Origin of the sequence: Anaerocolumna xylanovorans DSM 12503, from assembly GCF_900143645.1 — a bacterium.
Classification (GTDB): Bacteria; Bacillota; Clostridia; order Lachnospirales; family Lachnospiraceae; genus Anaerocolumna; species Anaerocolumna xylanovorans.
In genome coordinates this window covers 475232-497738 of record NZ_FRFD01000005.1, presented here as the reverse complement: position 1 = coordinate 497738, position 22507 = coordinate 475232, and the positions used below count along the sequence as shown (strand labels likewise).

The window sequence follows — 22507 nt, the reverse complement described above, 5'->3', positions numbered from 1 at the left end:
ACCGAAGCCACCACCACCATACATACCCATCGAATGTCGATCTTCGCTTGTTGTTGTTTTGGTCTTTCCTTTGAAACCAGTATCGTTGTTTGGCGCTGCGGTTTTCAAGGTTTTTACTGCTGTCACCGAAATATTTGCACACTACTTCTTCAATGCTTAGAAGAAATATGTAATCCCAAGTATCTTCTCCGCCTCTTGAACCGTACCACTGATTGTCGTGGTTTTTGTTCAATGCCGGAATGATTCTTGACTGTTCGGCCGCGGTGAATTTGTTATAAAACTCACTGTTAAGATATTTTCTTAGCGAGCAGTCAGCCCATGTCACATCACCAGCGCAATTATTATAGGGGTGTTGTTCGATCACGTATTCAGTTATAATCAAGGCCGCATTGCCTTGTATATCAAGAATGTGCCAATGATAACCGCCAAATGGCACAACCCCGCAGCTCTTTCGTCTTAACATACCAATCGACCGCACTTCCAGTAAACACACTGCTTCTCCTGACTATCGCCTAAACAAAAAAGGAACCAAACCCGAAAGTTTGATTCCTTTTTCATGCAAGTGTTATTCTCGCAATATACTGCAGTCGACGGGACTTGAACCCGTACGAGCGCAATGCTCACTAGATCCTTAGTAATGGGATAGCGTATTTTCTAGTGATATTTGATGTTATTTGGTGTTATTTCGTTTTTTCTTCATGTTAAAGCGTCCATTATTTTTTGATTTGTACATAAGATGTTATTGGTGTTGATGTAGTGGTTGATGTATATTTTGATATACATCAAAAATATCCTTTATATTTTATGCTTATGATAATGCAGTTCATCAATCTTATATGTTTCAACATTAACACACTCGAACAAATCCGCATAAAATACTGCTAAATTGTATCCATTTGTGTTCATTACGCTATTATACTCAACAGCAGCATACTCATATTTATCATCGTGCCTAATACTCTTTATAAAATCTACAATATACTGTGTTGGGACATAATCTAATATGCTGTCGCTCCTGCGAAGAGCTTTGCCCATCTCATCATTTATTTTATTTAAATGCTCTTTATTTATTGCATGCTCTCTGCAATCAAAACCTTCAATAAACGGACTTATCCTATTGATTCGTTTCAAATCAACCACAATAATATCCTCTTTTAATACGAATTCTCCAATGGATATAAAATCATACGCTCCTGCTCTTATTTCATGAATGGTTGTTTCTCGGCTTTCCCCTAAATACAAGCAACTAATTCCTGCAGCATTAGCTCGTCCATCGGTTGCTTTATCTGACGGCGGTGCTCCCATCTCGTTCTTTGATAACCCACTTGCAGTACTTATTCTGCCTCTAAAAAAAGTAGTACCTTTTTTGTATGGCTTCCTAATATAGGAGCAAAACTTATCAAGCAATTCCAGATTAATATAGTGTGTATGAAATCTATTTTTGGTTTTTAGAGCCTCAACAAAGTCTTTCCATGAATTAGTAGTCAATAATGAATGTTGCATTAAATATTCTTCTTCATACAATTCCCGTAGACCTATTGGCTGATCAAAAAGCTCCGAATTATATATGTACTTGTCTTTACAAACGCTTGTTATTATTTTATAGATATCGGATTCATTTATATTATTAAAGATTTCCCAATTCCTTAACAATTCATCTTTCAATAATCTTGTTTCACTTTTAGGAAATGCCACTGGCAACAATGAAATAGGTGTATAAATACTTATCAAATCATCAAACAATGGTATCAGCTGTTCATTTTTTTCAGTATTGTATATGTATACATCTTTACTATGGCAAATTTGACATTCTCCTACAATCCCAAAGTTTCTAATAATCGGGACAATTTCACTATCTTTAAAGCACTTTTCACAAAAGATCATACTTTACTCCCTATCTAAAAACTCACCAATCAATTCAAGATGATGCATAATCGATAATTTTTTCACTATACCAAGACCAGGATATGCCTCTCTTCGATATAAATCTTCAAATTCTTTTATTCCTTTGGTTTTTAATTGCATTTTTTTATTCCATAAAACTAATTTTTCTAACGCTTCTTTAAATTTTCCGGCTGGATCGGTAATATCATCATTAGAATCCGATACAAAGTGAATAATTCTTAAGCTATAATCTTCTGCAAAATAAACAATATGAATTGCAACCGCATATGGAGCAAATCCAGTATCACTATACTCTGCACCAACAACTGAATAATCGGCAAATCCTACATACCCGTCTTCTGCATAATATAAATGATCCTCTGAAAATGGCTCATCTATTCCCTCATAGTCAGTATTTCTCTCCAGCTTTTTAAACTTATCATCAAGCATTACCCTCTGTTTACGTATTTTTCTTCTGACCCCACTCTCATCCGGTATCAGATTAAATATAGTATTTTTATCTTCGAAGAACTTTTCATATTTTTGAACCGCATCTTTATCCAGAGAAATTGTAACCATTTTGCCATCATATTTCTTAATAAATTTTTTAATTTGTTCTTCATCACTTTTCTTATTCAACAATTGCGCATATATTATTTGATCATTTTCTTTCACAGATTTAATAAAGGCCTGTGCGAGGGATGCATTTTTTTCATCTTTCATTTCTTTTGTAAAATTTCCGACTTCGGGATTGTTAACCAGAATCAGTTGCTTTTTAGCATCACTATATGCACCCACAGTCTTAATTAGCATGGATGTTAGTTTTACTGGTTCAATTATTGGTACGATTTTTTCACTTAATAAACCTTCTGCTAGTAACTCTCTAAGTCCAATTAGCTCATATTGCTTACCTCTTAAATAAGGCAAATACATCTACATCCCTCCAAACTGATTATATAAAAAGCTATTTAATCTGCTATAATCTGCCTCTTTTAAATCCATGAAATATGTCAAAAACTTCAGTTCATATGGTACATTTTGATATAATTCTTTTTCGACTTTTGTTCTTTTCTTTAATTGTGCAATAAATAATTCATATACTTTATCTAAATCTACTTTTAAAAATAGATTAAGGCATTCGCTATAATACTTAAATTGAGTGACTTGAGGAAGTTCACCATACACCTGCATAATTATCGATTCATATTCTGATTTTCTTAATATTTTAAAAATAATATTTTTATCCAGAGAATCACTATATTTTAAAGGTTTTTGAATTATTGATAAACTGCCATTATTCTGCAAAACATATATCCCAATAGGCTTATTAATTATTTCAAGTTTATTTTCAAGTAAAGCCAGATTTTCTTTGCATGTAATTACCGATACATGATCAAAAGCTTTATAATAATCATTTATTTGATTTTCTAATCTATCCAAGTTATCCAATTCTGTTTTAATTTCATAAGCAATTGCTTTACCGTTAATCAATACAAAATCTGCTTTAGACTTTGAAATAGGTATTTCAGTTAATGCAACCGTTGTATTAATGCTATGAACACCTAACAATAATTTATTCAGTAATGTATTTTTATAATAATATTCGTTTCTATAATTCTTTTTTAATTCAGTATATATTTCACTGATTAATTCTACATTTTTCTTATTTTCCGGATTCTTTACATATCTTAGTATTACTGATTTATATATCTCATCATCAGTCGAATCAATAATATCTCGAAAAGTATTTCTAGAAAAAAATCGGTTTAAAACCGCGCTTTTATTTTCCCTCATACTTTTCACCTCCACTTAATTTATTTACATTCGTTAAGAGCATTATAGCACATTAACTACTATAGTACTAAGATAAATAAGGGAAATAAATGAATTTTTATTAATATACCACATTTTTACTGCAAATACAACTTTTTGTAATACTGTTATATTTGTATATTATAAGTAAATAGAAGGCATTACAAAATATCAATGTAATGCCTCTAAGAACTTACCTATTTGCCTTTTCCTTTGACATGTCATTTCTAAATCTAAATTCATAACTTTCTTTGTTATAAAATATTCCTTATCCTTTGTGAATTGTATTCTTTCACTAATTCTCTGAAAAACAGGAAAAAGACCATATCTTAATTATAATCAGAACTTGCTTGCATATTTTTTTGCCCATGTTGAATATAACGGATTTGTCCATGTGGTACCATCATCATAATATACCTTTTTAACACAAGTATGTACTTTTTTCACCTTACTGCTTACTGAACAGTTTACTATTTTTAAATTATTGGCATATATTGTTCCGTTGTATTCAAAATCTGAATTCCATTTATTTAACCGTGTTCCTTTATTATCATATTGGAAAACAGCAAATTCCACGTAAGTTATATCCTTTTTCTTATTGTTATTATTGATGTATATATCAGCTAAATATAATTTTGAAACCGAATTATATTCTATACTAAGATCATCAAGCGAATACGCTGCCTGCAACTTAAGTTTTTGATCTAAGGTCTGAGCCTTTACCTTTACTGTGCATGTGGCTTTTTGTCCATTACAGAAGGTAAAAGTAATCTTGCATGTCCCTGCTCCTTTTGCAACTATTTCATACTTATCCGCATCATATATAGCAACTTTTTTATCGGTAGAGGTATAGGATGTAGGAACAATTAATATGTACTCTTTCGGCGATACCTTGAATTCAACTTCCTTTCGGGTGCCATAATCCAAGTTAATATTACCAGGTACTGAAAATTTTGTTTTTACGACTGTAACCTTACACGTATATTTCTTTCCTTTATATTTTCCCGTAATAATGCAAGTCCCTGATTTATACGCCAAAACCAGACCATCTTTATCAACTGTCGCCACTTGCTTATTACTTGATGACCATTCAATTTTACCTATTTCACTAGGTCTTGTTGAATATTCTTTTTCCTTAATATCAAGTGTTTCACTCATGCCCGATATAAGCTTTAAAGTTTTATCTGTTATTTCTAGCTCTGGCTCTATTTCTTCATCAGAACCGTACGTATCATCTGTATATTCTTCATCATTATCGTCCGTATAATCATTGCCAGCAGTATTTTTTTCATCTTCTTCTCCAGCCGCCAAATACTCTATTCCTAGAGTGTACTCTGCATATGCTGCTGTATCATCGCTGTTCTGAAGCGATACTTGAAGATTGTAAACACCTGGATCTAATTGAACCGTAATGACATTATTTGAACTTTCATTGTAATCATTGATAAAAATATCTTTATAAAATCCATAATTTAGTTCTCCTTGGCTAATTGCAAATTGCAATAATTCAATTCCGTCTGTTGATTCAAATATGAATTTACACTTTTGTTTTTCCGTTAAAGTAAAAGTATAATTGTTAGTATCCTTAGGTACATATGTATTACCTCCAGATGCTGCATTTGCATCATACATTAAAATTCCAGAATAACTTGTATTTTCTGCCGCTTTGCTTATAATCGGATTGATATTTGGGATTAAATTTGCTACAAATAGAAAGCATAATATAAATGCAAAAATCCGATACATTCTCTTTTTCATACATTTCCTCCTATGTTTATGCCTCTTTTTCCGTATTCCTCTTTTTAAATTCCTTTATCATCTTATGCAGATGACGTTCCGTATAATTAAATTTTACAGCTACCTGCTTTATACTTTTTCCATTCTTATCATCAATCACCTGCCTCATTATGTAATCCGTAGTAAATAGTTTCATTGGAAATGTTACCTGTTGCCCCTTCAAATGGTTATATATTTGAAGGGCATTTTCTACCCCAATGATTTCTGCAATATCCCGATAAATCCCGGCTAAATCCTGAGCCTCAATCGGTTGGTTTTCTTCCACTCCATCACCGCCTGTATATTTGTAAACGACTTACATAATTTTAGCCCATTTATTAAGTCAATTCATTGATGATTGACATGGTCATTTTCCTTGTAAATATCCTTTTTAATTCCATATGGTTTGTATACTTTTCTCCCTATGGAAAGTCAAAATATTGCGTGGTAGATTTCTATGTCCCCCCTCGCGTACGGTTCTGGGTTCGTCCCAGACTTTCTATAGTGATAATATATAACCAAAGATAAATCCTGTTTCAGAATTACAGGGGAAGGATTGCCCGGTCAGGCAATCCTTATTTCCTCTGAATTAAGATCATAATAATAGACATTATCCGAAAGATATTCTCCTTCTGAAACTGTAGTCTGGTTTACATCTTGAACCATTCCTCTTAAGTCTGCAGCATTCATACCTTTACCAGAAACAACCAGCGTTTCATGGATACTGCTGGGCAAAATAAAAAGACCATCTGCATTCAGGCTTTGTGCCAGATTTTTTAGAAGGTCTTTATAAAATACAGCATATGCTCCATTCAACTTTTCTTTATTGGATATAATAAACATTTCTTTTTCGGTAGCCGGAATAGAAGATTCCCCTTTTAGCATCTGTAATAGCTCATCACTTTCTATATCATCACTGTCACCGGAAGTATCTAATAGCATTTCCATCATGAAGTCGCTCATCTTCTGAATAGAAGGTGGAACCATTTGGTTCATATTGTCTTCTGCCTGGGCAAATAACTCCTCAAACGATGTTTTCCACATATCAAGCATAGTCTGGCGGATCAAGCAGCTCATTTCTCCCCTATGATCCAAGACGATATAAGGGATAACTGACAAATCCAGAATACCTTTATGCGGAACCTCACAAAGAAGTTCCCTGTTTTTTTCCCTGTTGATTACCTTAAGCCTTAATTTGGGCTTAATCCATTCATAATCCTGCAGCTCTGCATAGCACTTGCGAGGATCTGGATGGATGCATTCGATTATACTGCTTATCGCTGTTACAATATCCATGATATTTTTACCCTTTATCAACTCTTGAAAATATTCCTCCAGGTAAATGACTGGACTCACAACATTGTTTTTCTTTTGTGCCGTAATTCCAAGGGCTTTATGGTTGATTTTCTGTACCTCCCGAAACTCTATAGTTACCTCATCCCCATATTTTTTTGCAAGCTCTTTCACAATCATATCTCCAAATGCTTTTCGTTCCATATTCTAATCCTCCTTCACATCTTTCTGATTACCTTCTGCCGATTTTTCCATCACTTGATACTGTCCATCGATTACATCCTCGTTCTGCACCTCTGACATATCAACGGAAAGTTCCGTTTTTACCGTTTCATCTGTTGTCAAAATTCTTTGAAAATCAGTCTTTAACGGAGCATATTTTAGTACCTTTTTGATCACAGTTTTTTTTGCCATATCATCATAATTACTTTTCCATGGGCTGTATTGGCTTGTAAAACCTTTGGAATAGGTCTGTGCGTGGAGATCAATGTCCTCCTTACTCATGACCTCAAAACCAAAGCCTCCATTGTCCAGCTTAAACAGAGCATATACTAATATCATTTTTCCCCGGTTACAGAGAGCTGGCTTATGTATCAATCTCGAATTTAGCCCAAGCTCATACTCAAATATGTCATTCTCATAGACGCATTGCGCCTGTATAGTTTGTACCTTTTCATTGCGATAGACAAGATCTATCATTCCTTTGAAGCCAAGCTGGAACTGGCATTCCATTTTCCCCTTATTCTGATAAGGAATCAGGTAAGCCTGACCTAAGGAGGTATTCGGCTCAAGCCCTAATTGTGCCGCATTCATGAGTGCCGCCAGAAAACTCATCTGGGAGCATTCTGCCAACTTCGGTGTATTATTAAGGGCAGACAGTGCCATTCTTGTAAACCTCTCTGGGGTAATCACCGATGGTAGAGCCTTCTTAATCTCTGGCTCCAGCACCTTGACCATATCTGCAATACTCATATTTTTTGTAAGCTTCACATCCTGGTTTTCCGTTTTCTTTTCTAATGCCGTTTTGATATCAGTCATGTCCATTTCCTCCTTCTTCTATGCCGCTTTCACCAGAAATCTACGGCTGTTGGTGACCTTACAGTATTTCTCGTAAATATCTGGTCTTTCCTGCTTCAGCCGTTCCACATCAAGTTTTGCTGTTGCTGTATTCTTCCAAGTAATCCGGTATGAAGTATTTGCTGCTGTCTCTGCATCAGCCATAAAGAGTTTGATTTCTTGCTCGATCCTTCGCTTTTCCTGTTCCAGACGCTCAATTATACCGTTTAATTCCTCTCTTCGCTGAAGGGCTTCATCAAATCCCTGTAGAAGTAGAGCAGTATCAGAACGGGCAGTTCCAAAATATTGGTTAATTAACTCATCTGCCGGTTTGGAACCATCCGGTTCAGGCATAATTCCTTTGCATACATGGTTGTTCCAGAAATCCATTTCCAGCTTAATTAGGTTATTTATAATTTCCTCATCCCTTTCAACCTTGGCATACTTAAATTCCTTTCCAAGAATCAAAACTGCAATATACCATGCCTTTGCTCCGGTTACCGCCATATAGTGATAGCATTGGAGCAGGTAGTGAGGCGGAACATCTCCCCCCTTCCATTTGTCCGCATTGAAAAGATTAGCCGTCTTACACTCCAGACCGATATTTTCACCAACTACTAGGCGGTCGACATTGGCGAACATAAAGGGATGCTCTTCATTATAAAAAATTGCATTTGCTCTACGAACCTTTAATCCCGTTTCCTCCATGAAGCGGCTTGCCACATACTCCTCCAGATCTCTTCCCTGTCTCATTGCTTCATTATCCCTATCCTCAATTTCTTCACTCATCTTATCTTGATATACATGGATTGCACTGGAATAGGGATTTAATCCACAGATGGCACCTGCATCCGATCCACCTATCCCCATTTTGCGATATTTTAACCACTCTTCGTGACTTAATCCTATGGTTGAAATCAGCTTCTTCATAATTGAAAATCCTCCTTCATCTGTAAATCGATATACCCATTTTTAATTCTTTTTTCTTCCTGTAAGCTGACGTACTGGCCATCTTCACCAAGAATAATATGATCCAACAGCCCAATTCCAAGCAGTCTGCCTGCCTCCTCTAACCGCTTCGTAACATCAAGATCCTCCTGCGATGGTTCCGGTATGCCGGAAGGATGGTTGTGAAAGCAAATAATATTCACAGCATTATCCAGAATGGCATGTTTAAATATCTCTCTTATTTGTACAAGGCAAGAATTCACTGTCCCTACCGAAACAATTTCAACTGCTAACGGTGTGTTCTTTGCATCAAGAGAAACAACTACCATCATTTCACGATCTGCATATTCAAATAATCCTTTGACAAGTCCGGCTGCTTCTCCCGGTGTTTTGAATCTGCGAACCTCATAAAGAAGTGAGCCTTCCTTGATAATCTGGGTCTTGATAATGCCAACCCTTTTCTTTGGTACCGGATTCTTCATTAACTGTATGACCTCTTCTTGCTTACTCATAAACTAAGCTACCTCCCTATTCATTGCCTGAAAAATGGCACAAAAAATCCCCATTACCAAAACGGCAATGGGGTAATACTAAGCGATTGCTTTCATCATCTGGTACGCCCGGTCAATCAGGGCATTTCCTTCTATTGTCTTTAAAAACAGGTTTTCCTTATAATTCACTGTTTCTCTGAGAGGTGCAGCATGGGTCGCGAAATCAGATACTGCATTGATAAAGCGGTAAGCATTCTTACCCACATGCCTTAAATCTGGGGCATCATAGTACCTCGCTCTGACTTCATCCTTTAAGCGGATAATATTTTTCTTCTGCTGTTCGCTGGCATCACTTTGAACCGGAAGGAGAAGATCAATATATTCGGATACCTTCTGGTCAATCAATTTCACACGCTGTAATCCTTCAATCTCCTTCCCAAGCTCATCCATATACCTCTCGGCAAGAAATAGTGTCTGTGTGGCTTCTTCTAACTTGTTCTGCATGTTTCCGGTATGAATGGTAGCCCAACTACGCTTTGCAGTGTTTAACGCCAGATTCAATGTATTCTGGCACACCACGCGGATTGGAGTGATAGCTGCCTTGATGGCACCGGAGCCATCATGAGAATTAAAGAATACAAGATAAGGGCTGATTCGCTCCCCGGTAATAATGTATTCCTGTGGAAGCTTTGCTAAAAGCCATACCCTTTTGCCTTCCTGAAGCGATCCAGCTGTTTCATAGCGGACACCCTCGCCCAAGAGTGCATCGGTAAAGGCAAAGGCCTCCGTATTTTGGACGACCTTATAGCGATCTGTCACAACTCCAAGCACCTTATTGTCCGTATCACGGATATTTGCCTTATAACCCTCCAGTGCAATACCCTCCTCGGTTATAACGGACTGTTGAACAACATTCCAGTTAAGTCCTGCCATAATGAGTGCATCTGCCGAGAGTGGAGCATTCTCCACTCTGGTTCCTAATCCGTGCCATGGTTTTTCTCTTGTGTAAAACATGGTTTCTACATTTGCTGACATATAATCATCCTCCTTGAAATAGATTAATTTAATTTCAAAGTAATAATATATAAGTCATTGTAGGAGTATTGACATTTGCATATAATCACTTGCAATGTATCATAAGGTTCAAGTAGATTAATTGTTAATAAAGCGAGCGACTAAATTATATCGTGTTTCATCAATTTGCTTAATTTCTGTTTTAAACTTTATCTCTTCTTCATTTATATCATCAATATATTCCTCCACCCATTCTATATCTTCAAAAGTCAGACCATATCTCAACATCCAAATATGTCTCATGCTATCTGTGCCATATTTCACATATTTAGCAAGTTTATCTGCTCTTATATCATTTGTTCTTTCATAGTATTGTGCAAATGCTGCATAAAAAATATCACTTAACTTAAATCCGATAATTTTATCCAAATAATCGTAAGTGTCAAAAACTATTCTATCATAATCCACATCTTTGGCTTTCACTTCCCTATTACCAAACATACTAAAATTCCTAATGTTTTTATCTGGTATATCCTTGCATTCTGTAACAAAGGCAGCATATAGACCATCTAATTCTCTTTGGCTAATTATTTTATTAAACCCATCAGCGTTCTTAATTTCAGCTTGTAAACTTTTTCTTTTTTGCAAACAACTAGCATAGGAATATCTATAAAAACAAATATCTTTAAAAGTTTTACAATGGATTTTCCATATCATTATTTTTATAGCCGTATCAAATACACTCTTTTCTCCATCATACATTCTTCTATCAAGATACATTTCATATAATTCTTCGAAATGCCTATAGATTTTAAGCTTGTATTGCGGATCTTGATTAATGGTTTCAAGAGAAATAAGCACATCATTACAAAACATATCCCCCAACAATCTCTCAATGATTTCGTCGGTACTACGTTGAGATAATTTTTCTAATTGCTTTTCTGTTAGATTATATTTATCCGATAAAGTTCCTGTTAAAATTGCCTCTTTAAAATCTTTATAATCATCGTTAACATTATCCTCATCAAGCAATGAAACTTCTTTTAACGTATCCTCTGCCAAAAAAATTTCTCTAAACTTTGACATATTATTTTTATGCATAATGATATAGCCATAATCAAACTTATTCTCTAATGTTGATCTTCCTGCTCGCCCGATTAAGTTTTTTAAAGCTAACGGTTTACTTGCCTTAAATGTATTTAAAAAAACCACTTCAAAAGGCATATTAATTCCTTGTTCTAAAGTCGATGTGGCAAAACAAATTCGACAAAACCCTTCTTGTGTAAAACGTTCAAGTATCATTCTTGCCTGAAGAGGAAGAGAACCATGATGAACAACTACACCATGTTTTAGCAAATGAAGCATCTGTGAATACATATCACTATCCTCTTTATCAGTCGCTCCTATATAGCTCTTTATCTGGCTAATATACTTTTTGGCTGCTATATCTGTAATACTCGTACACATCCTTATGTAACGGTCAAATTCATCAAATACTTCCTTTTTATATATACTGGCCTTACTTGTATAAACCAAAACACTTCCACCCGACTTAATAGCTTTTTCAATTGGATCAAAATTACATAAAATCTTCTGACTGCCCATCATTTTTTTATCAATTCCGAAGTGGTAATAATTATCTTTCTCATAGACTAAAAACATCTGTCCCACATTTTTTTGAATATATTGATATGAATATGACTTATTCTCATCAAAATGATTTTTTATTATTTGTGCTTCCGGGTTTTTAACAAATGGATGCGCAAATATAAATTTAGAATTTGGATATGCTTTTTGAATTCTTCGCACTATACTATCAAAATACAAACCACGACTCGAATCTTCATCACTTAATTGAGCCTCATCAAACATAAAATATTCTATATTAAATTCGTCTTTGTGTTTAAATAACTCCTTACACCTTTCAGGAGTTACAATAAATACATTTCTTTTGGCATATTTTGTATTTATCTTATCAATAAATGTTAATATATTCACGGTTTTATCAGTTATTAGTCTGCAAATTCTAAAATAATATTCATTAATTAATGCTCTTGAAGGAACTATAACAACCACATCTAACTCACTATTTTCTATTATATTTCGAAATACATATGATTTTCCTGTACTTGTTGGAGCCGAAAAACTAAAGCATTGATTGTTACTTATTCCCTTGACAATACTTACTTGTACAGGTGTATAAGTATAATTATACTGTTCACTTACATATTTCTTATACATTCCAAATATTGAATCTGTTAATGTCTCAACTGGAATTTCTTTATAATTAACACCCATATATTTTAATATCTCATTTTTATAATTAACAAACTCTTCGGGAGCATATATGTTTAAGTATAATAAAATTTCCATATCTGTGATTGATACCGGTCCAATGATATATAAATTATTCAATACTTTTCTAAAAATTTTATCTATGTCTCTATGTTCAATTATTTGTTTTATGATATTATTCATACATTCACCGCCACATATATTATTTCCTTATGTGTTACTAACTCATTATAATATTTATTTTGTAGTATGCCTGAAATTATATTTTTAGACGGTGTTTTCTTTGACGAAAAGGCTATAGAGTACGCTTTTTCTCCTTTACTAGCATTTGATAAAGAACTAGGTTCAAAAAACTTATCGATATCATTTAAATCAGATATGTCTTGTTTCTCTTTAATAAAACGAGCAACTTGTTTCATTCCATTCCCATATGCATTCTGATCAGCTAGATATTTTGCTTCACCAAATATAATGATATTATTACCATTTAATGAATAGTAATCAAAACCTGGGTTTCCTATAACTTGTTCTTTAAATAATTCTGCAAGTGGTATATCTTTATATTTCAGCCTTGATGCAATTGCCTCTTTTGCCATTTCTGAAACAATATATTCACCAGTATTGCTTGTAACTTTATCCTTTTTCTCCATTTTAAGACTTCCAGCGAGGTAAGTTGCCGTATCCTTTGCTCTTTTTTCAAAACTCATTCTTATATATTCTTGATCAAAATCTGCTATCCATGATAAATCTGATAGCACATGCAATATATCTTCAATCGCTTTTGATAAATCTTCTGGTTCAACTCGTATAAATGTCACATGACTATTCAATATATCCATTTTCTCGCATTCAATAATCTTCACATTCATCCTCCTTGTGTGGAATAAAATACTACCCTTCGTTCATTTGTGTATATTAAAGATTGATTATATTATTGTTTCCCCATATATTACAAACCAGATTTTCTATATAATGTAAAATTTATCCATCAAATTAGAAAGGTATATCAAAATAATCCATAACACAAATCTTTAATTGTGTTTGACATCAATCAGCCTTCCGTTATAAAATATAATAAAAACGAGGTTGATAAAATGAAAGAATTCAAGAATTTTCAGTTCAATTGTCAGAACTGTGATAATATTATAACTATACCCGACCTTAATGACTTATTCGTATCAAGTGGTAGTACTGAAAGGAGTATGGGTTATGAAGTACTCTATACTTTTAATTCAAAGGATAATGTTGTTCTAAATTGTCAACATTGTAATGTTAATTATGATCTTGAGGTATCAATTGAACAATATCCTGAAGGCGTATTTAATGTACTCCACACAAATCAAACACTTTCAGAAGTTGCTGAACCATACGAAAATGATTAAAAGAATTACTTACATATATTTCATCAATCCCATTTGCTGTCCATCCATTATAGAATTACAGCCGATTTTTCGTTGCTTTCAGCCAAACCAAGGAATATCCTTTACATTTCGTTACCGTTCTTTACTACTTCTTTATAACCTATGTACATAATTTATCCTTGTAATAAATTAAAAGTATTTCAGCCCATCTATGTTATAATTAGAAGTGATATGGTAAATATCTTATAATTTTACATTATATACCATACTCATGTTTTATGCAATTATATCGTCGCCTTATTTATTGACTCTTAAATATGATTTTGTTAGAATACAATATAGAGAACAATGTTGTTATCAGTGTTGTTATCATGGAGGTTAACATGGCAGATGTGAATGTATTGCTTACACAAGCTTTAGAGGAAGTTCGGAAGATTAACAAGGATGAAATCTTCTTGATTAAAGATTTATTTAAGGGCTATGAATGGAACCGTATTCCACATAAAGACAGATTATTATTAGGCGTACTATTTATAAAGTACATAAACGATAATGATTGTGTCATTAAGCCTATAGAGAAAAACACCTCAAAACAGCAAAGATATAAAAAAACATCAAATAATTCGGCTCGGGGCATAATAAAAAGCAATTTGATGAAATAATTTTTGTAATTTAGATTATCTATAATAATTTATAAGGCTGGGGGCTATTTTGAGATACTCTCAGAAGCTATCCAGCCTTAAGCGATGCTCTTTTGCCTGTCAAAAAAAAATTTGAACAGATTACTTTAGTATAAAAATATTCTGGTTCTTAACTCAAGTGAAACATGACAGTAGCAATTATTCAACTGATCACATAGGAATATCAGGTGACCACTTCCCTGACACCCCTATGTAGTTATTGTTTGAATCATGTAAAATACATATCCCATACCAAATCCGAATTGCGTCTCAGTTCTTTAATTAAATCATTAAAAATATATCTTTCTCCTGGAAATCTAGATCCATCAATGTATGAAAGCGTATTAATTGCAAAATGTACATGTAAATTACCATTCTGTCTATAATAGCCCTCATCATGAATTCCAAATACAATCTGAAATCTGGCTCCAAAATACTGGGCTATAGTAAATGCAATTTGAAATGCCTGCTCAGGAGTAATATAATCTTCCTTATCTGGGTCAAAAGATAAAACCAAATGCCTTACTTTTTTCTTTGTATCACCTTCCTTCCGTATCCGCTTAATCAGATTAAAATGATCAATAACAGCTTTTGTATCATACAAATCCACACCAATTCCAGAATATAAACCACTAAAACACTTCAATGGATCAAGAATATAACCTACTACGTATTCTACAGCATACAGGTTTGAATAACTTCTTTCTCTTACTATAAGATTTGGCATAATATGTGGCACATCCTTTCTGCATTACTGATATTAATATTAGGATGTTTCATTTTAAGAAAACTTAATTCTGTCATTAAATTACAGGTGATTTCTGTCATTTTAAAAACATCTGGTTCGTATATGATGGCTTCCTTATTTGTTGTGCAATTAAGAAGATACTGAGTTACTGATAGTCCTTCTTTTTCTGCATTTGTCTGTATCTTATCTTTTTCATCCTTGGTACACCTAAAACTTACATTTGCCACTGTATTCATTGTGCTCCTCCTTAAATATTCTCATTTTTATCTTTGCTCTTCTAAAAACATAATTTTAGCAAGTAGGTTTATTGCATTACACAATAAATCTAGCCTACTTTATTGTTATAAGATTATAAAAAATTAAAATTGATTATAATCGGTTATACTGTCTTTTTCCTGATTTTATTAACTCATTATAATCAGTGTAATTTCTCTCTATGCTATTAACATTTTAATATACAAAAAATAAACGAGGGGAGAGGTAATCATGCTCAACGATTATGGGGATTTGTTAACCATCCAAGAACTATGCGAAATACTTAACATCGGCAAAAACACAGCATACCTTCTACTGGGACACAAAGAAATTAAGGCTTTTCGTATTGGACGTACTTGGAAAATACCCAAAGTATCCCTTGAAGAATATATCCGAAATCAAAGCAGTCATTTACTATAATCAACTAAAGCCGGGGTCAATGACCCCGCTTTAGTTGCTTCCGTCGTCATCTTATGAATTAATAATCTTATCCGTTAACTTATCAATGGATTTTACCTTAGTTTCATGAATGAGGTGTGTATAAATGTCGATTGTTGTCGAAATAGAAGAATGTCCCATGAGTTCTTGTATGACCTTAGGGGATTCGCCTTCATTCAGGAGTATCGATGCAAAAGTGTGTCTCATATCGTGAAAACGCTTCCGCTCAATACCTGCTTTTTTCAAGAGCGAATGAAACATACGAAGTAATTTTCTAGGACAAATAAAATTACCATCCGGCATTGCAAAGACAAGATCCTGGTCATTATAAATATCCCTATTACGGATTTTTTCTTCATTTTGATATTTCTTATGTTTCTTGAGTGCAGCAATAACCATATCATTGAGTGGGATGCAGCGCTTGCTTTTAGATGTTTTTGGTTCCATAAGTATAAGCTTATATTTATTTGCCACTGTATTCTCAGTATCTAAAACCCGGCACAGAGAATGTCTTACATAAAGCTTCTTCTCATCAAAATTTATGGCGTTCCATGTGATAGCTAAGATTTCGCCCTTACGTAGACCACTGAATATCTCAAGTAAAATCAATGTATATATGGAGCTGTCCTTAGCCACTTCTATTAACTTTTTTACCTCATCAGTTGACAGTGGTACAATTTCTTTCACTTCTCTAGCGGGTAGAACTGCCGCACTGCTAACGTTTTTACTAATTAGTCCATTGCGAACTGCTTGTTCTAAAGCCCCATGAATTATGATATGTAAATACCTTACGCTACGATTTGACAGCTTTCCTTTCCCATCACTTCTTCCATTGACTAATTTTTCATTGTAGTATGCCTGTAATTGAGTAGTGGTCAATTTTGAGATCTGAGTTTTACCCAACTTACTATTTTTAATATGCGTCCCAAAATATATCATATAATTCTCATATGTTGTCTGCTTCAAAATTAGCTTTTTATAATTTACAAGCCACTCATACATCCAATCCTCAAAAAACATTGAAGAATTTTCGGAGATTGTTCCTCGTAGATTACTATCTTGAATTGCTTTAAGCTTGTCCTTAGCTATTTTCTGCGTTTTCCCATATACATATTTTTTCTTTTCTTTACCGTTAATAATAACAGTACAGCATCCACACCATAATCCATTTTTTCTCGGATAAATTGAACCCTCTCCATTGGATCTTTTTTTAGCCATTTGCTTTCCTCCTTGGCAAATTTTTTCATAAAAAAGCTACCTATGTAGTAATCACACAGATAGCTTTTAAAATAAATATTTAATTGGTTACTATAGCGTTTACAAATTTGTTGAAGAATTGATAAATATCTCAAACCTTTTTTTTGGAATAACAAACCTGTTTCCCAATCTTAATACTGGAATTTTTCCCTCTCGTGCGAGTTGGTACATTAAACTTCTACCAACACCAACAATCTTTGCTGCTTCATCAATACTGTACGTAATTTTTTCCATAATGATTCTTCCTTTCTGTGTTGATTAATCCTTTGGATATTGTCCAATATTAATTTGTTCATAAGTCAATATTTTTTTATTTTTGAATTTAGAAATAAACAAATGAGTAATAATCTAGCTATAGATTTTATTTGTATACCTTAATTAATAATTCACCTCTTCGTGTGGAAAATTATCTAAATATGAGCTATAATGTGGTAATATTGGAATTTTTTTGGCACACATTTGGTTTTGGAACACCAACTAAGGGGGTCTTTTATGAACGGTAACGGCAATATCACTGATAGTCAAAACGACATACCTGATATGCAGATTGCTTTAAAGAAACAACATTCAAATGATTTTCAGACTAATAAAATATTAGATCAGCAAGAAAAAATGGAACAACTAGTAAAAGAATATAAACTACTATATATTCATCTCTGCTTTTTTCACTACAAAAACCAAATTTTTGAGGAGACCTTTTCCTCAGAAACACTATCCAACTATTTTTATCACTACAAAAACCGCCTGTTTTATACTGGAAATAACATGCACACGCTTATAGAAGTAAAAGATACCCTTACTTTTTTCAGTATATTAGGCTTATCCTCCTTCATTCTGGAAATGGAAGATGAATTAGTGAAAAGTATAAAACTTCTCATAAAAACATATAACTTTGCTGCGGAATCACATTATCAACATTTAGTAAGGATACATAAAATCGAAAATAATATCCAAAAAGAATTTTATTTAGATAATCCCGTATATAAGTTCTTTTATATTAACAAGACCTTGTACGGACTTTTAGATAATCGGTTTGTTTGCCTCACTCAACGAAATATAAAAGCTATAAACAAGCAAAAGCTAGGAACTAAGTATGATGAAGCTTTTTGGACTAAACTTGTTTCTTATATTCCAAAAGAATTAGAGCGTCAAACCCTACTCCCTCCAAAGATAATACGTCCTAATAATTTCTCTATGGTTCCAGAAGATATTCGCACTGATAAAAGTGAGTACATTTATGCTAGCGTAGCAAATCAGAACAAAATAATTATTTATGATGATACAAGCAAGCGTTTTATTGCATTCGGTGGAAATTCTATTACTGTACCTAATCAGATAATGCTTTCGTCACCAGAGATTATTGCTTTTTCTGAAACATTAGTACACCTTCTCTATTATATCTTTGGCGATATTGGTAATATAAGTAATTATTCAAAATTTATAACCTCCTGTGAATCTCCGGTATTATTAATGAATAAGCTTTTTATCTTATCCGGTACCAGCGTAAGCCGCGATATAATAAGGGAGTTTACACTCAATATTTTAGCTTATGGAAATACAACAACAATTAGCCGAAAAGGGAAATTAGCATATTATAATTGTACCGATAATATTCCAAGTTTATTAGAACAACACTTAGAAACATTTTTATATTATAACGAATTAGATATTTCTAGTGTTCCAAAAACATATGATTTGGGAAATATAAGAAAAATGATTCTAGGAAAGAATATATTTAAGACTGATGTTATCATGAAAAAGATTAATTATATTAATACTATGCCTTTTGTATATTATTCAACTAATCAAAAAATGGAACACTGGTTTCAAACCCACCTACCATGTCAAATATTGGAGTTTAAAGGGTTAGATAAACACATAGATATTATTCAACATTTAATACAATCTATGAGTAGAAATGAATGGATTAAACTAAAAACTTTCTTTTCATTGCAAGGTCTCAAATTGCTCTCCCTTCCTAAAAAGACCAATGTGCAGCAAAAAAGCGAGCCAATTTCATATACATTAGATGATGCTCTCGACATATTTCTTACTGAATACTGCATCTCTGATACTTTAAACGAACATAAGGGCTTTTTTACCTATGGAGAAGATTTATACAATTCTTATGTAACGTTCATAGAAAAGAATTACAAATTTGATCCAGTTAAAAAAGGATCCTTTATAAAAGCTATTAAGGCAAAAGAAATATATGAATATAAAAAGCCTCGCGCTTCAAGAAGCGATAATAAGTATGCATTTATAGGAATACAAGTCAATCAAATCAAATTGCAAAGTCCCACCGAATTAATGCCTGTAGATGATAATCTGTTAAAGTTGAAAGAATTTGTAGAAGAGTTTGAATATATATTAAATGATATACGAATCGAGTATTATAATTAGGAGCTCCATATACTAGCCGCAAATATTATGCCACCTGGGAATACCAGGTGGCATTTTTAATTGCCCTTCTATGCGCATCAGAGTTGTATTGTGAATAATGTTACTTCATTAAAAAGAAGCAGAATGATATGTTTAAAATTATTTACATTGACCTTTCATATCAGCCGAGTAGATAAGGGAAATATTCCTCGTTGATGTACCTGTTGATGTAAACATCAAAAAACAAGGGCTCCAAAGTTTTATCCAAACTCTGAAACCCTTGATTTTACTACTGCAGTCGACGGGACTTGAACCCGTACGGTCGCAATGACCACTAGATCCTTAGTCTAGCGCGTATGCCAATTCCGCCACGACTGCACAGCTATAAACATAGATTGTTCACTATTTTTTTCACCAGCGAACGAATTATATTATAACAAACATATTTTTAAAATGCAACATTTATTTTTCTTTTTCATTCAAATATTTTGGATTTTCTAGACTTTTTTAATTTTTAAAGACTTTTTATAAGAGCTTTCATCTTTTAGAAATCAGGCTGCGCTTTTGTTTTACAGACAGCCTGATTCTTAAAGATTTTCTGCTTACTGCAGAGTTTCTTTTTTTAATCGGATTGGATACCGGCAGGCCTGATACTCTTCGGATGATGCAGGCAGCAGTATTCCTCCAAGCATAAGCATTTCTCCGGCATATTCTTTTCCTTCCACTTCATAGATTGCCTCCGGTATAAGTCCCTTTAACTTAACTGTCAATGGACTTGGATTGGCCTGCAAGCCTGTTGCCACGGCACAGAATAATCCTTCTTTCTTATCTTTTGAAACAAACTGCCAGGCAGTTACCCTTGTATCCTCATAGGGGCTTGTAAGACGGTAGTAGTCTCCTTCGTGTATCAGACCGTAATAAGAATTATATTCCTTTACCTGTCCCCGTATAAGCTCCTTTTCCTCCGCTGTCAGCTTATTTAAATCAAGTTCATAGCCAAAACTTCCAGCCATAGCTACAGTTCCTCTGGTTTCCCAGGGTGTCCTTCTGCCGGTCTGATGGTTGGGGCTTGCCGACACATGGGAACCTACCGTACCGATAGGGTATCCAAAGGAAGTGCCATACTGTATCTTTAAGCGCTCAATGGCATCCGTATCATCGCTGCACCAAATCTGCGGTGCATAATAAAGCATACCTGCATCAAATCTTCCTCCTCCGCCGCTGCAGCCCTCTAACAGGATATGGGGATACCTTGCTGTAAGCTCCTCTAAGAACCGGTACAGATTAAGAACATAGCGGTGGCTTAGCTCTCCCTGGCGCTCTGCCGGCAAGGCTGCCGAATACAGATTGGTGATGCTCCGGTTCATATCCCATTTGATATATTCTAATTCTACTTCATCTAATATCTGAAATACCATATCCTTTACCGCCTGGTACACTTCATCCCTGGAAAAGTCAAGTACCAGCTGAGATCTGGAACGGTTAGGGTTTCGCCCAGGTATTTTTATAGCCCAATCGGGATGAGCACGGTAAAGGCTGCTGTCCTCCGATACCATCTCCGGCTCAAACCACAGGCCGAACTTTAACCCCATATCATGGACTTTCTGTGACAGTTCTTTTAAGCTTCCCTTTAACTTCTTTTCATTTACATACCAGTCTCCCAGTCCGCTAAGATCATTATCCCTCTTGCCAAACCAGCCGTCATCCAGCACCAGCATCTCAATTCCAAGCTCTTTTGCATCCGTTGCAATGGCAAGAAGTTTATCCCCATCAAAATCAAAATAGGTGGCTTCCCAGTTATTAATTAATACCGGACGCTTTTTATGTTTCCACTCACCTCGGACTACATGCTCTCTTATGGCATCATGATACCGATGTGTTAACCCCGTAAATCCTTCATGGCTGTATATAAGGGCTGCTTCCGGAAGCAGGAGCCTCTCTCCTTCTCCTAATTTCCAGGTAAAGGTATCCGGCTGAATTCCCATTACAAACCTTGTCTGGTCTATCTGGTCCACCTCTGCTTCTGCCAGAAAGGAACCACTGTACAAAAAGGAAATTCCATAGCAGTCTCCGTAATCCTCCGTGGTTTCTTTTTTGCATAGGATAACAAAGGGATTATGTTGATGGCTTGAGGTTCCTCTTACACTTCCAATGGACTGCCTTCCATGATGCAGGGGTGTCCTCTCAAACTCCCGCTCCATGGCATGCTTTCCATAAAAATGAACCATATCCAGCCTGTCATTTGTAAAGTCCAGACATAAGGATAAAGCACGGTTTAAGATAATATTCTTCCTCCCGCTGTTTATCACTTCTGCCGCCCTTGTAATTATGTCTTTTTCGTACAAGACCCCATAATAAAGCTTTATTTCTACTCCTGTAGTCTTATCCTCCAGACGGATAATAAGTGTTTCACCTTCTCCTTCTTCCCAATACATGGAAGGAAGCCCCTTTAATGAATATTTTCCTTTATGCAATTCATGGGACTTATAACGAAAGTCAATGGAATTACTGCCGTCTTCATGGATTACCTGTATACAGTCCGTCCGGTAATCACCAATGCCAAAACACGGATATTCAAGAGGCAGACAGTCAAGGGAAAAGGTTCTGTCCTTTTCTGCTTCATATGGATTTCCGGAGAATCCCCTGTCTGCGCGCATGATAAGATAGGACAGATCTCCATCCCCTATCTTTTGCCCATAATATGTGTGAAGGAGCACTCCATGTTCCGCCACCTTCATCTGATAGGCTGAATTTTTTGTCTGTAAAGTAAAAACCTTTGTTTTCTCATTATATAAAATTGCCATTTGCTTCTGTCTC

Annotated in this window: 22 protein-coding genes and 1 tRNA gene; 4 read left to right on the top strand and 19 right to left on the bottom strand. The window is 34.5% G+C overall.

The window, feature by feature from the left end:
- The 13 genes from BUF11_RS10570 to BUF11_RS10510 form a co-directional block, all read right to left on the bottom strand.
- The coding region (locus BUF11_RS10570; RefSeq protein ID WP_175562033.1) for a DUF6273 domain-containing protein at positions 1-478 on the bottom strand (478 nt) is incomplete at its 3' end.
- Between the two features lie 317 nt (positions 479-795).
- Positions 796-1884, bottom strand: a complete 1089-nt coding sequence (locus BUF11_RS10565) for an RES family NAD+ phosphorylase (protein WP_073588794.1) — start codon at positions 1882-1884, stop codon at positions 796-798.
- A gap of 3 nt (positions 1885-1887) precedes the next feature.
- Positions 1888-2817, bottom strand: coding sequence for a sce7725 family protein (locus BUF11_RS10560; protein WP_073588793.1), 930 nt, complete (start codon positions 2815-2817; stop codon positions 1888-1890).
- The gene (locus tag BUF11_RS10555) at positions 2818-3678 is read right to left on the bottom strand and encodes a sce7726 family protein (RefSeq protein WP_073588792.1); all 861 of its coding nucleotides are present in this window, start codon (positions 3676-3678) and stop codon (positions 2818-2820) included.
- 357 nt (positions 3679-4035) lie between these two features.
- Positions 4036-5454 carry a DUF5780 domain-containing protein gene (locus BUF11_RS10550; protein ID WP_073588791.1) on the bottom strand — a complete coding sequence of 473 codons (1419 nt, stop codon included), beginning with the start codon at positions 5452-5454 and terminating at the stop codon, positions 4036-4038.
- 16 nt (positions 5455-5470) lie between these two features.
- Entirely contained in the window at positions 5471-5758 is a 288-nt protein-coding gene (locus BUF11_RS10545; protein ID WP_073588790.1) for a Mor transcription activator family protein, read from the bottom strand.
- Between the two features lie 278 nt (positions 5759-6036).
- Positions 6037-6969, bottom strand: a complete 933-nt coding sequence (locus BUF11_RS10540; RefSeq protein ID WP_073588789.1) for a DUF5688 family protein — start codon at positions 6967-6969, stop codon at positions 6037-6039.
- A gap of 3 nt (positions 6970-6972) precedes the next feature.
- The gene (locus BUF11_RS10535) at positions 6973-7803 is read right to left on the bottom strand and encodes a recombinase RecT (RefSeq protein WP_073588788.1); all 831 of its coding nucleotides are present in this window, start codon (positions 7801-7803) and stop codon (positions 6973-6975) included.
- An 18-nt stretch (positions 7804-7821) separates the two neighbouring features.
- On the bottom strand, positions 7822-8751 hold the full coding sequence (locus tag BUF11_RS10530; protein WP_073588787.1) for a YqaJ viral recombinase family nuclease: 930 nt from the start codon (positions 8749-8751) through the stop codon (positions 7822-7824).
- A complete protein-coding gene (locus BUF11_RS10525; protein ID WP_073588786.1) occupies positions 8748-9281 on the bottom strand; it encodes a JAB domain-containing protein in 534 nt (177 codons plus the stop codon). The genes BUF11_RS10530 and BUF11_RS10525 overlap by 4 nt, the downstream gene beginning before the upstream one ends.
- Before the next feature lie 78 nt (positions 9282-9359).
- On the bottom strand, positions 9360-10295 hold the full coding sequence (locus BUF11_RS10520; protein ID WP_073588785.1) for a DUF932 domain-containing protein: 936 nt from the start codon (positions 10293-10295) through the stop codon (positions 9360-9362).
- Between the two features lie 117 nt (positions 10296-10412).
- A complete protein-coding gene (locus tag BUF11_RS10515) occupies positions 10413-12752 on the bottom strand; it encodes a DEAD/DEAH box helicase (RefSeq protein ID WP_073588784.1) in 2340 nt (779 codons plus the stop codon).
- Complete coding sequence (locus BUF11_RS10510) at positions 12749-13432, bottom strand: hypothetical protein (RefSeq protein ID WP_207665476.1); 684 nt, start codon at positions 13430-13432, stop codon at positions 12749-12751. Before BUF11_RS10510 ends, BUF11_RS10515 begins: the two co-directional genes overlap by 4 nt.
- 231 nt (positions 13433-13663) lie before the next feature.
- Here BUF11_RS10510 and BUF11_RS10505 point away from each other — a divergent pair, with 231 nt between their 5' ends.
- Together BUF11_RS10505 and BUF11_RS10500 are read left to right on the top strand one after the other, a co-directional pair.
- The gene (locus tag BUF11_RS10505; RefSeq protein ID WP_073588783.1) at positions 13664-13951 is read left to right on the top strand and encodes a hypothetical protein; all 288 of its coding nucleotides are present in this window, start codon (positions 13664-13666) and stop codon (positions 13949-13951) included.
- Between the two features lie 362 nt (positions 13952-14313).
- Complete coding sequence (locus BUF11_RS10500; RefSeq protein ID WP_073588782.1) at positions 14314-14592, top strand: single-stranded DNA-binding protein; 279 nt, start codon at positions 14314-14316, stop codon at positions 14590-14592.
- 247 nt (positions 14593-14839) lie between these two features.
- On the opposite strand, the gene BUF11_RS10495 is transcribed toward BUF11_RS10500, so the two are convergent.
- Both BUF11_RS10495 and BUF11_RS10490 read right to left on the bottom strand, forming a co-directional pair.
- Complete coding sequence (locus BUF11_RS10495; protein WP_073588781.1) at positions 14840-15337, bottom strand: relaxase/mobilization nuclease domain-containing protein; 498 nt, start codon at positions 15335-15337, stop codon at positions 14840-14842.
- Positions 15322-15594, bottom strand: a complete 273-nt coding sequence (locus BUF11_RS10490) for a plasmid mobilization protein (protein WP_073588780.1) — start codon at positions 15592-15594, stop codon at positions 15322-15324. Before BUF11_RS10490 ends, BUF11_RS10495 begins: the two co-directional genes overlap by 16 nt.
- A 250-nt stretch (positions 15595-15844) precedes the next feature.
- Here BUF11_RS10490 and BUF11_RS25140 point away from each other — a divergent pair, with 250 nt between their 5' ends.
- Positions 15845-16033: a helix-turn-helix domain-containing protein gene (locus tag BUF11_RS25140; protein WP_073588779.1), complete on the top strand. Its 189-nt coding sequence runs from the start codon at positions 15845-15847 to the stop codon at positions 16031-16033.
- 51 nt (positions 16034-16084) lie between these two features.
- Here BUF11_RS25140 and BUF11_RS10480 read toward each other — a convergent pair whose 3' ends face one another.
- Together BUF11_RS10480 and BUF11_RS10475 are read right to left on the bottom strand one after the other, a co-directional pair.
- Positions 16085-17269: a tyrosine-type recombinase/integrase gene (locus BUF11_RS10480; protein ID WP_073588778.1), complete on the bottom strand. Its 1185-nt coding sequence runs from the start codon at positions 17267-17269 to the stop codon at positions 16085-16087.
- A 99-nt stretch (positions 17270-17368) separates the two neighbouring features.
- Complete coding sequence (locus BUF11_RS10475; RefSeq protein ID WP_073588777.1) at positions 17369-17542, bottom strand: helix-turn-helix domain-containing protein; 174 nt, start codon at positions 17540-17542, stop codon at positions 17369-17371.
- Positions 17543-17800: 258 nt separating this feature from the next.
- On the opposite strand from BUF11_RS10475, the gene BUF11_RS10470 reads away from it, so the two are divergent.
- On the top strand, positions 17801-19711 hold the full coding sequence (locus tag BUF11_RS10470) for a hypothetical protein (RefSeq protein ID WP_073588776.1): 1911 nt from the start codon (positions 17801-17803) through the stop codon (positions 19709-19711).
- Between the two features lie 272 nt (positions 19712-19983).
- Here BUF11_RS10470 and BUF11_RS10465 read toward each other — a convergent pair.
- Positions 19984-20068 (bottom strand) — tRNA-Leu (locus tag BUF11_RS10465).
- 224 nt (positions 20069-20292) lie between these two features.
- Positions 20293-22494 carry an alpha-galactosidase gene (locus BUF11_RS10460; protein WP_073588775.1) on the bottom strand — a complete coding sequence of 734 codons (2202 nt, stop codon included), beginning with the start codon at positions 22492-22494 and terminating at the stop codon, positions 20293-20295.
- Positions 22495-22507 lie beyond the last annotated feature (13 nt).

What these genes read in the sequence shown, in the direction of transcription:
- BUF11_RS10565 (WP_073588794.1), bottom strand. Translation starts at nt 1,884, where the DNA reads ATGATCTTTTGTGAAAAGTGCTTTAAAGATAGTGAAATTGTCCCGATT.
- BUF11_RS10560 (WP_073588793.1), bottom strand. Translation starts at nt 2,817, where the DNA reads ATGTATTTGCCTTATTTAAGAGGTAAGCAATATGAGCTAATTGGACTT.
- BUF11_RS10555 (WP_073588792.1), bottom strand. Translation starts at nt 3,678, where the DNA reads ATGAGGGAAAATAAAAGCGCGGTTTTAAACCGATTTTTTTCTAGAAAT.
- BUF11_RS10550 (WP_073588791.1), bottom strand. Translation starts at nt 5,454, where the DNA reads ATGAAAAAGAGAATGTATCGGATTTTTGCATTTATATTATGCTTTCTA.
- BUF11_RS10540 (WP_073588789.1), bottom strand. Translation starts at nt 6,969, where the DNA reads ATGGAACGAAAAGCATTTGGAGATATGATTGTGAAAGAGCTTGCAAAA.
- BUF11_RS10535 (WP_073588788.1), bottom strand. Translation starts at nt 7,803, where the DNA reads ATGACTGATATCAAAACGGCATTAGAAAAGAAAACGGAAAACCAGGAT.
- BUF11_RS10530 (WP_073588787.1), bottom strand. Translation starts at nt 8,751, where the DNA reads ATGAAGAAGCTGATTTCAACCATAGGATTAAGTCACGAAGAGTGGTTA.
- BUF11_RS10525 (WP_073588786.1), bottom strand. Translation starts at nt 9,281, where the DNA reads ATGAGTAAGCAAGAAGAGGTCATACAGTTAATGAAGAATCCGGTACCA.
- BUF11_RS10520 (WP_073588785.1), bottom strand. Translation starts at nt 10,295, where the DNA reads ATGTCAGCAAATGTAGAAACCATGTTTTACACAAGAGAAAAACCATGG.
- BUF11_RS10515 (WP_073588784.1), bottom strand. Translation starts at nt 12,752, where the DNA reads ATGAATAATATCATAAAACAAATAATTGAACATAGAGACATAGATAAA.
- BUF11_RS10505 (WP_073588783.1), top strand. Translation starts at nt 13,664, where the DNA reads ATGAAAGAATTCAAGAATTTTCAGTTCAATTGTCAGAACTGTGATAAT.
- BUF11_RS10500 (WP_073588782.1), top strand. Translation starts at nt 14,314, where the DNA reads ATGGCAGATGTGAATGTATTGCTTACACAAGCTTTAGAGGAAGTTCGG.
- BUF11_RS10495 (WP_073588781.1), bottom strand. Translation starts at nt 15,337, where the DNA reads ATGCCAAATCTTATAGTAAGAGAAAGAAGTTATTCAAACCTGTATGCT.
- BUF11_RS10490 (WP_073588780.1), bottom strand. Translation starts at nt 15,594, where the DNA reads ATGAATACAGTGGCAAATGTAAGTTTTAGGTGTACCAAGGATGAAAAA.
- BUF11_RS25140 (WP_073588779.1), top strand. Translation starts at nt 15,845, where the DNA reads ATGCTCAACGATTATGGGGATTTGTTAACCATCCAAGAACTATGCGAA.
- BUF11_RS10480 (WP_073588778.1), bottom strand. Translation starts at nt 17,269, where the DNA reads ATGGCTAAAAAAAGATCCAATGGAGAGGGTTCAATTTATCCGAGAAAA.
- BUF11_RS10475 (WP_073588777.1), bottom strand. Translation starts at nt 17,542, where the DNA reads ATGGAAAAAATTACGTACAGTATTGATGAAGCAGCAAAGATTGTTGGT.
- BUF11_RS10470 (WP_073588776.1), top strand. Translation starts at nt 17,801, where the DNA reads ATGAACGGTAACGGCAATATCACTGATAGTCAAAACGACATACCTGAT.
- BUF11_RS10460 (WP_073588775.1), bottom strand. Translation starts at nt 22,494, where the DNA reads ATGGCAATTTTATATAATGAGAAAACAAAGGTTTTTACTTTACAGACA.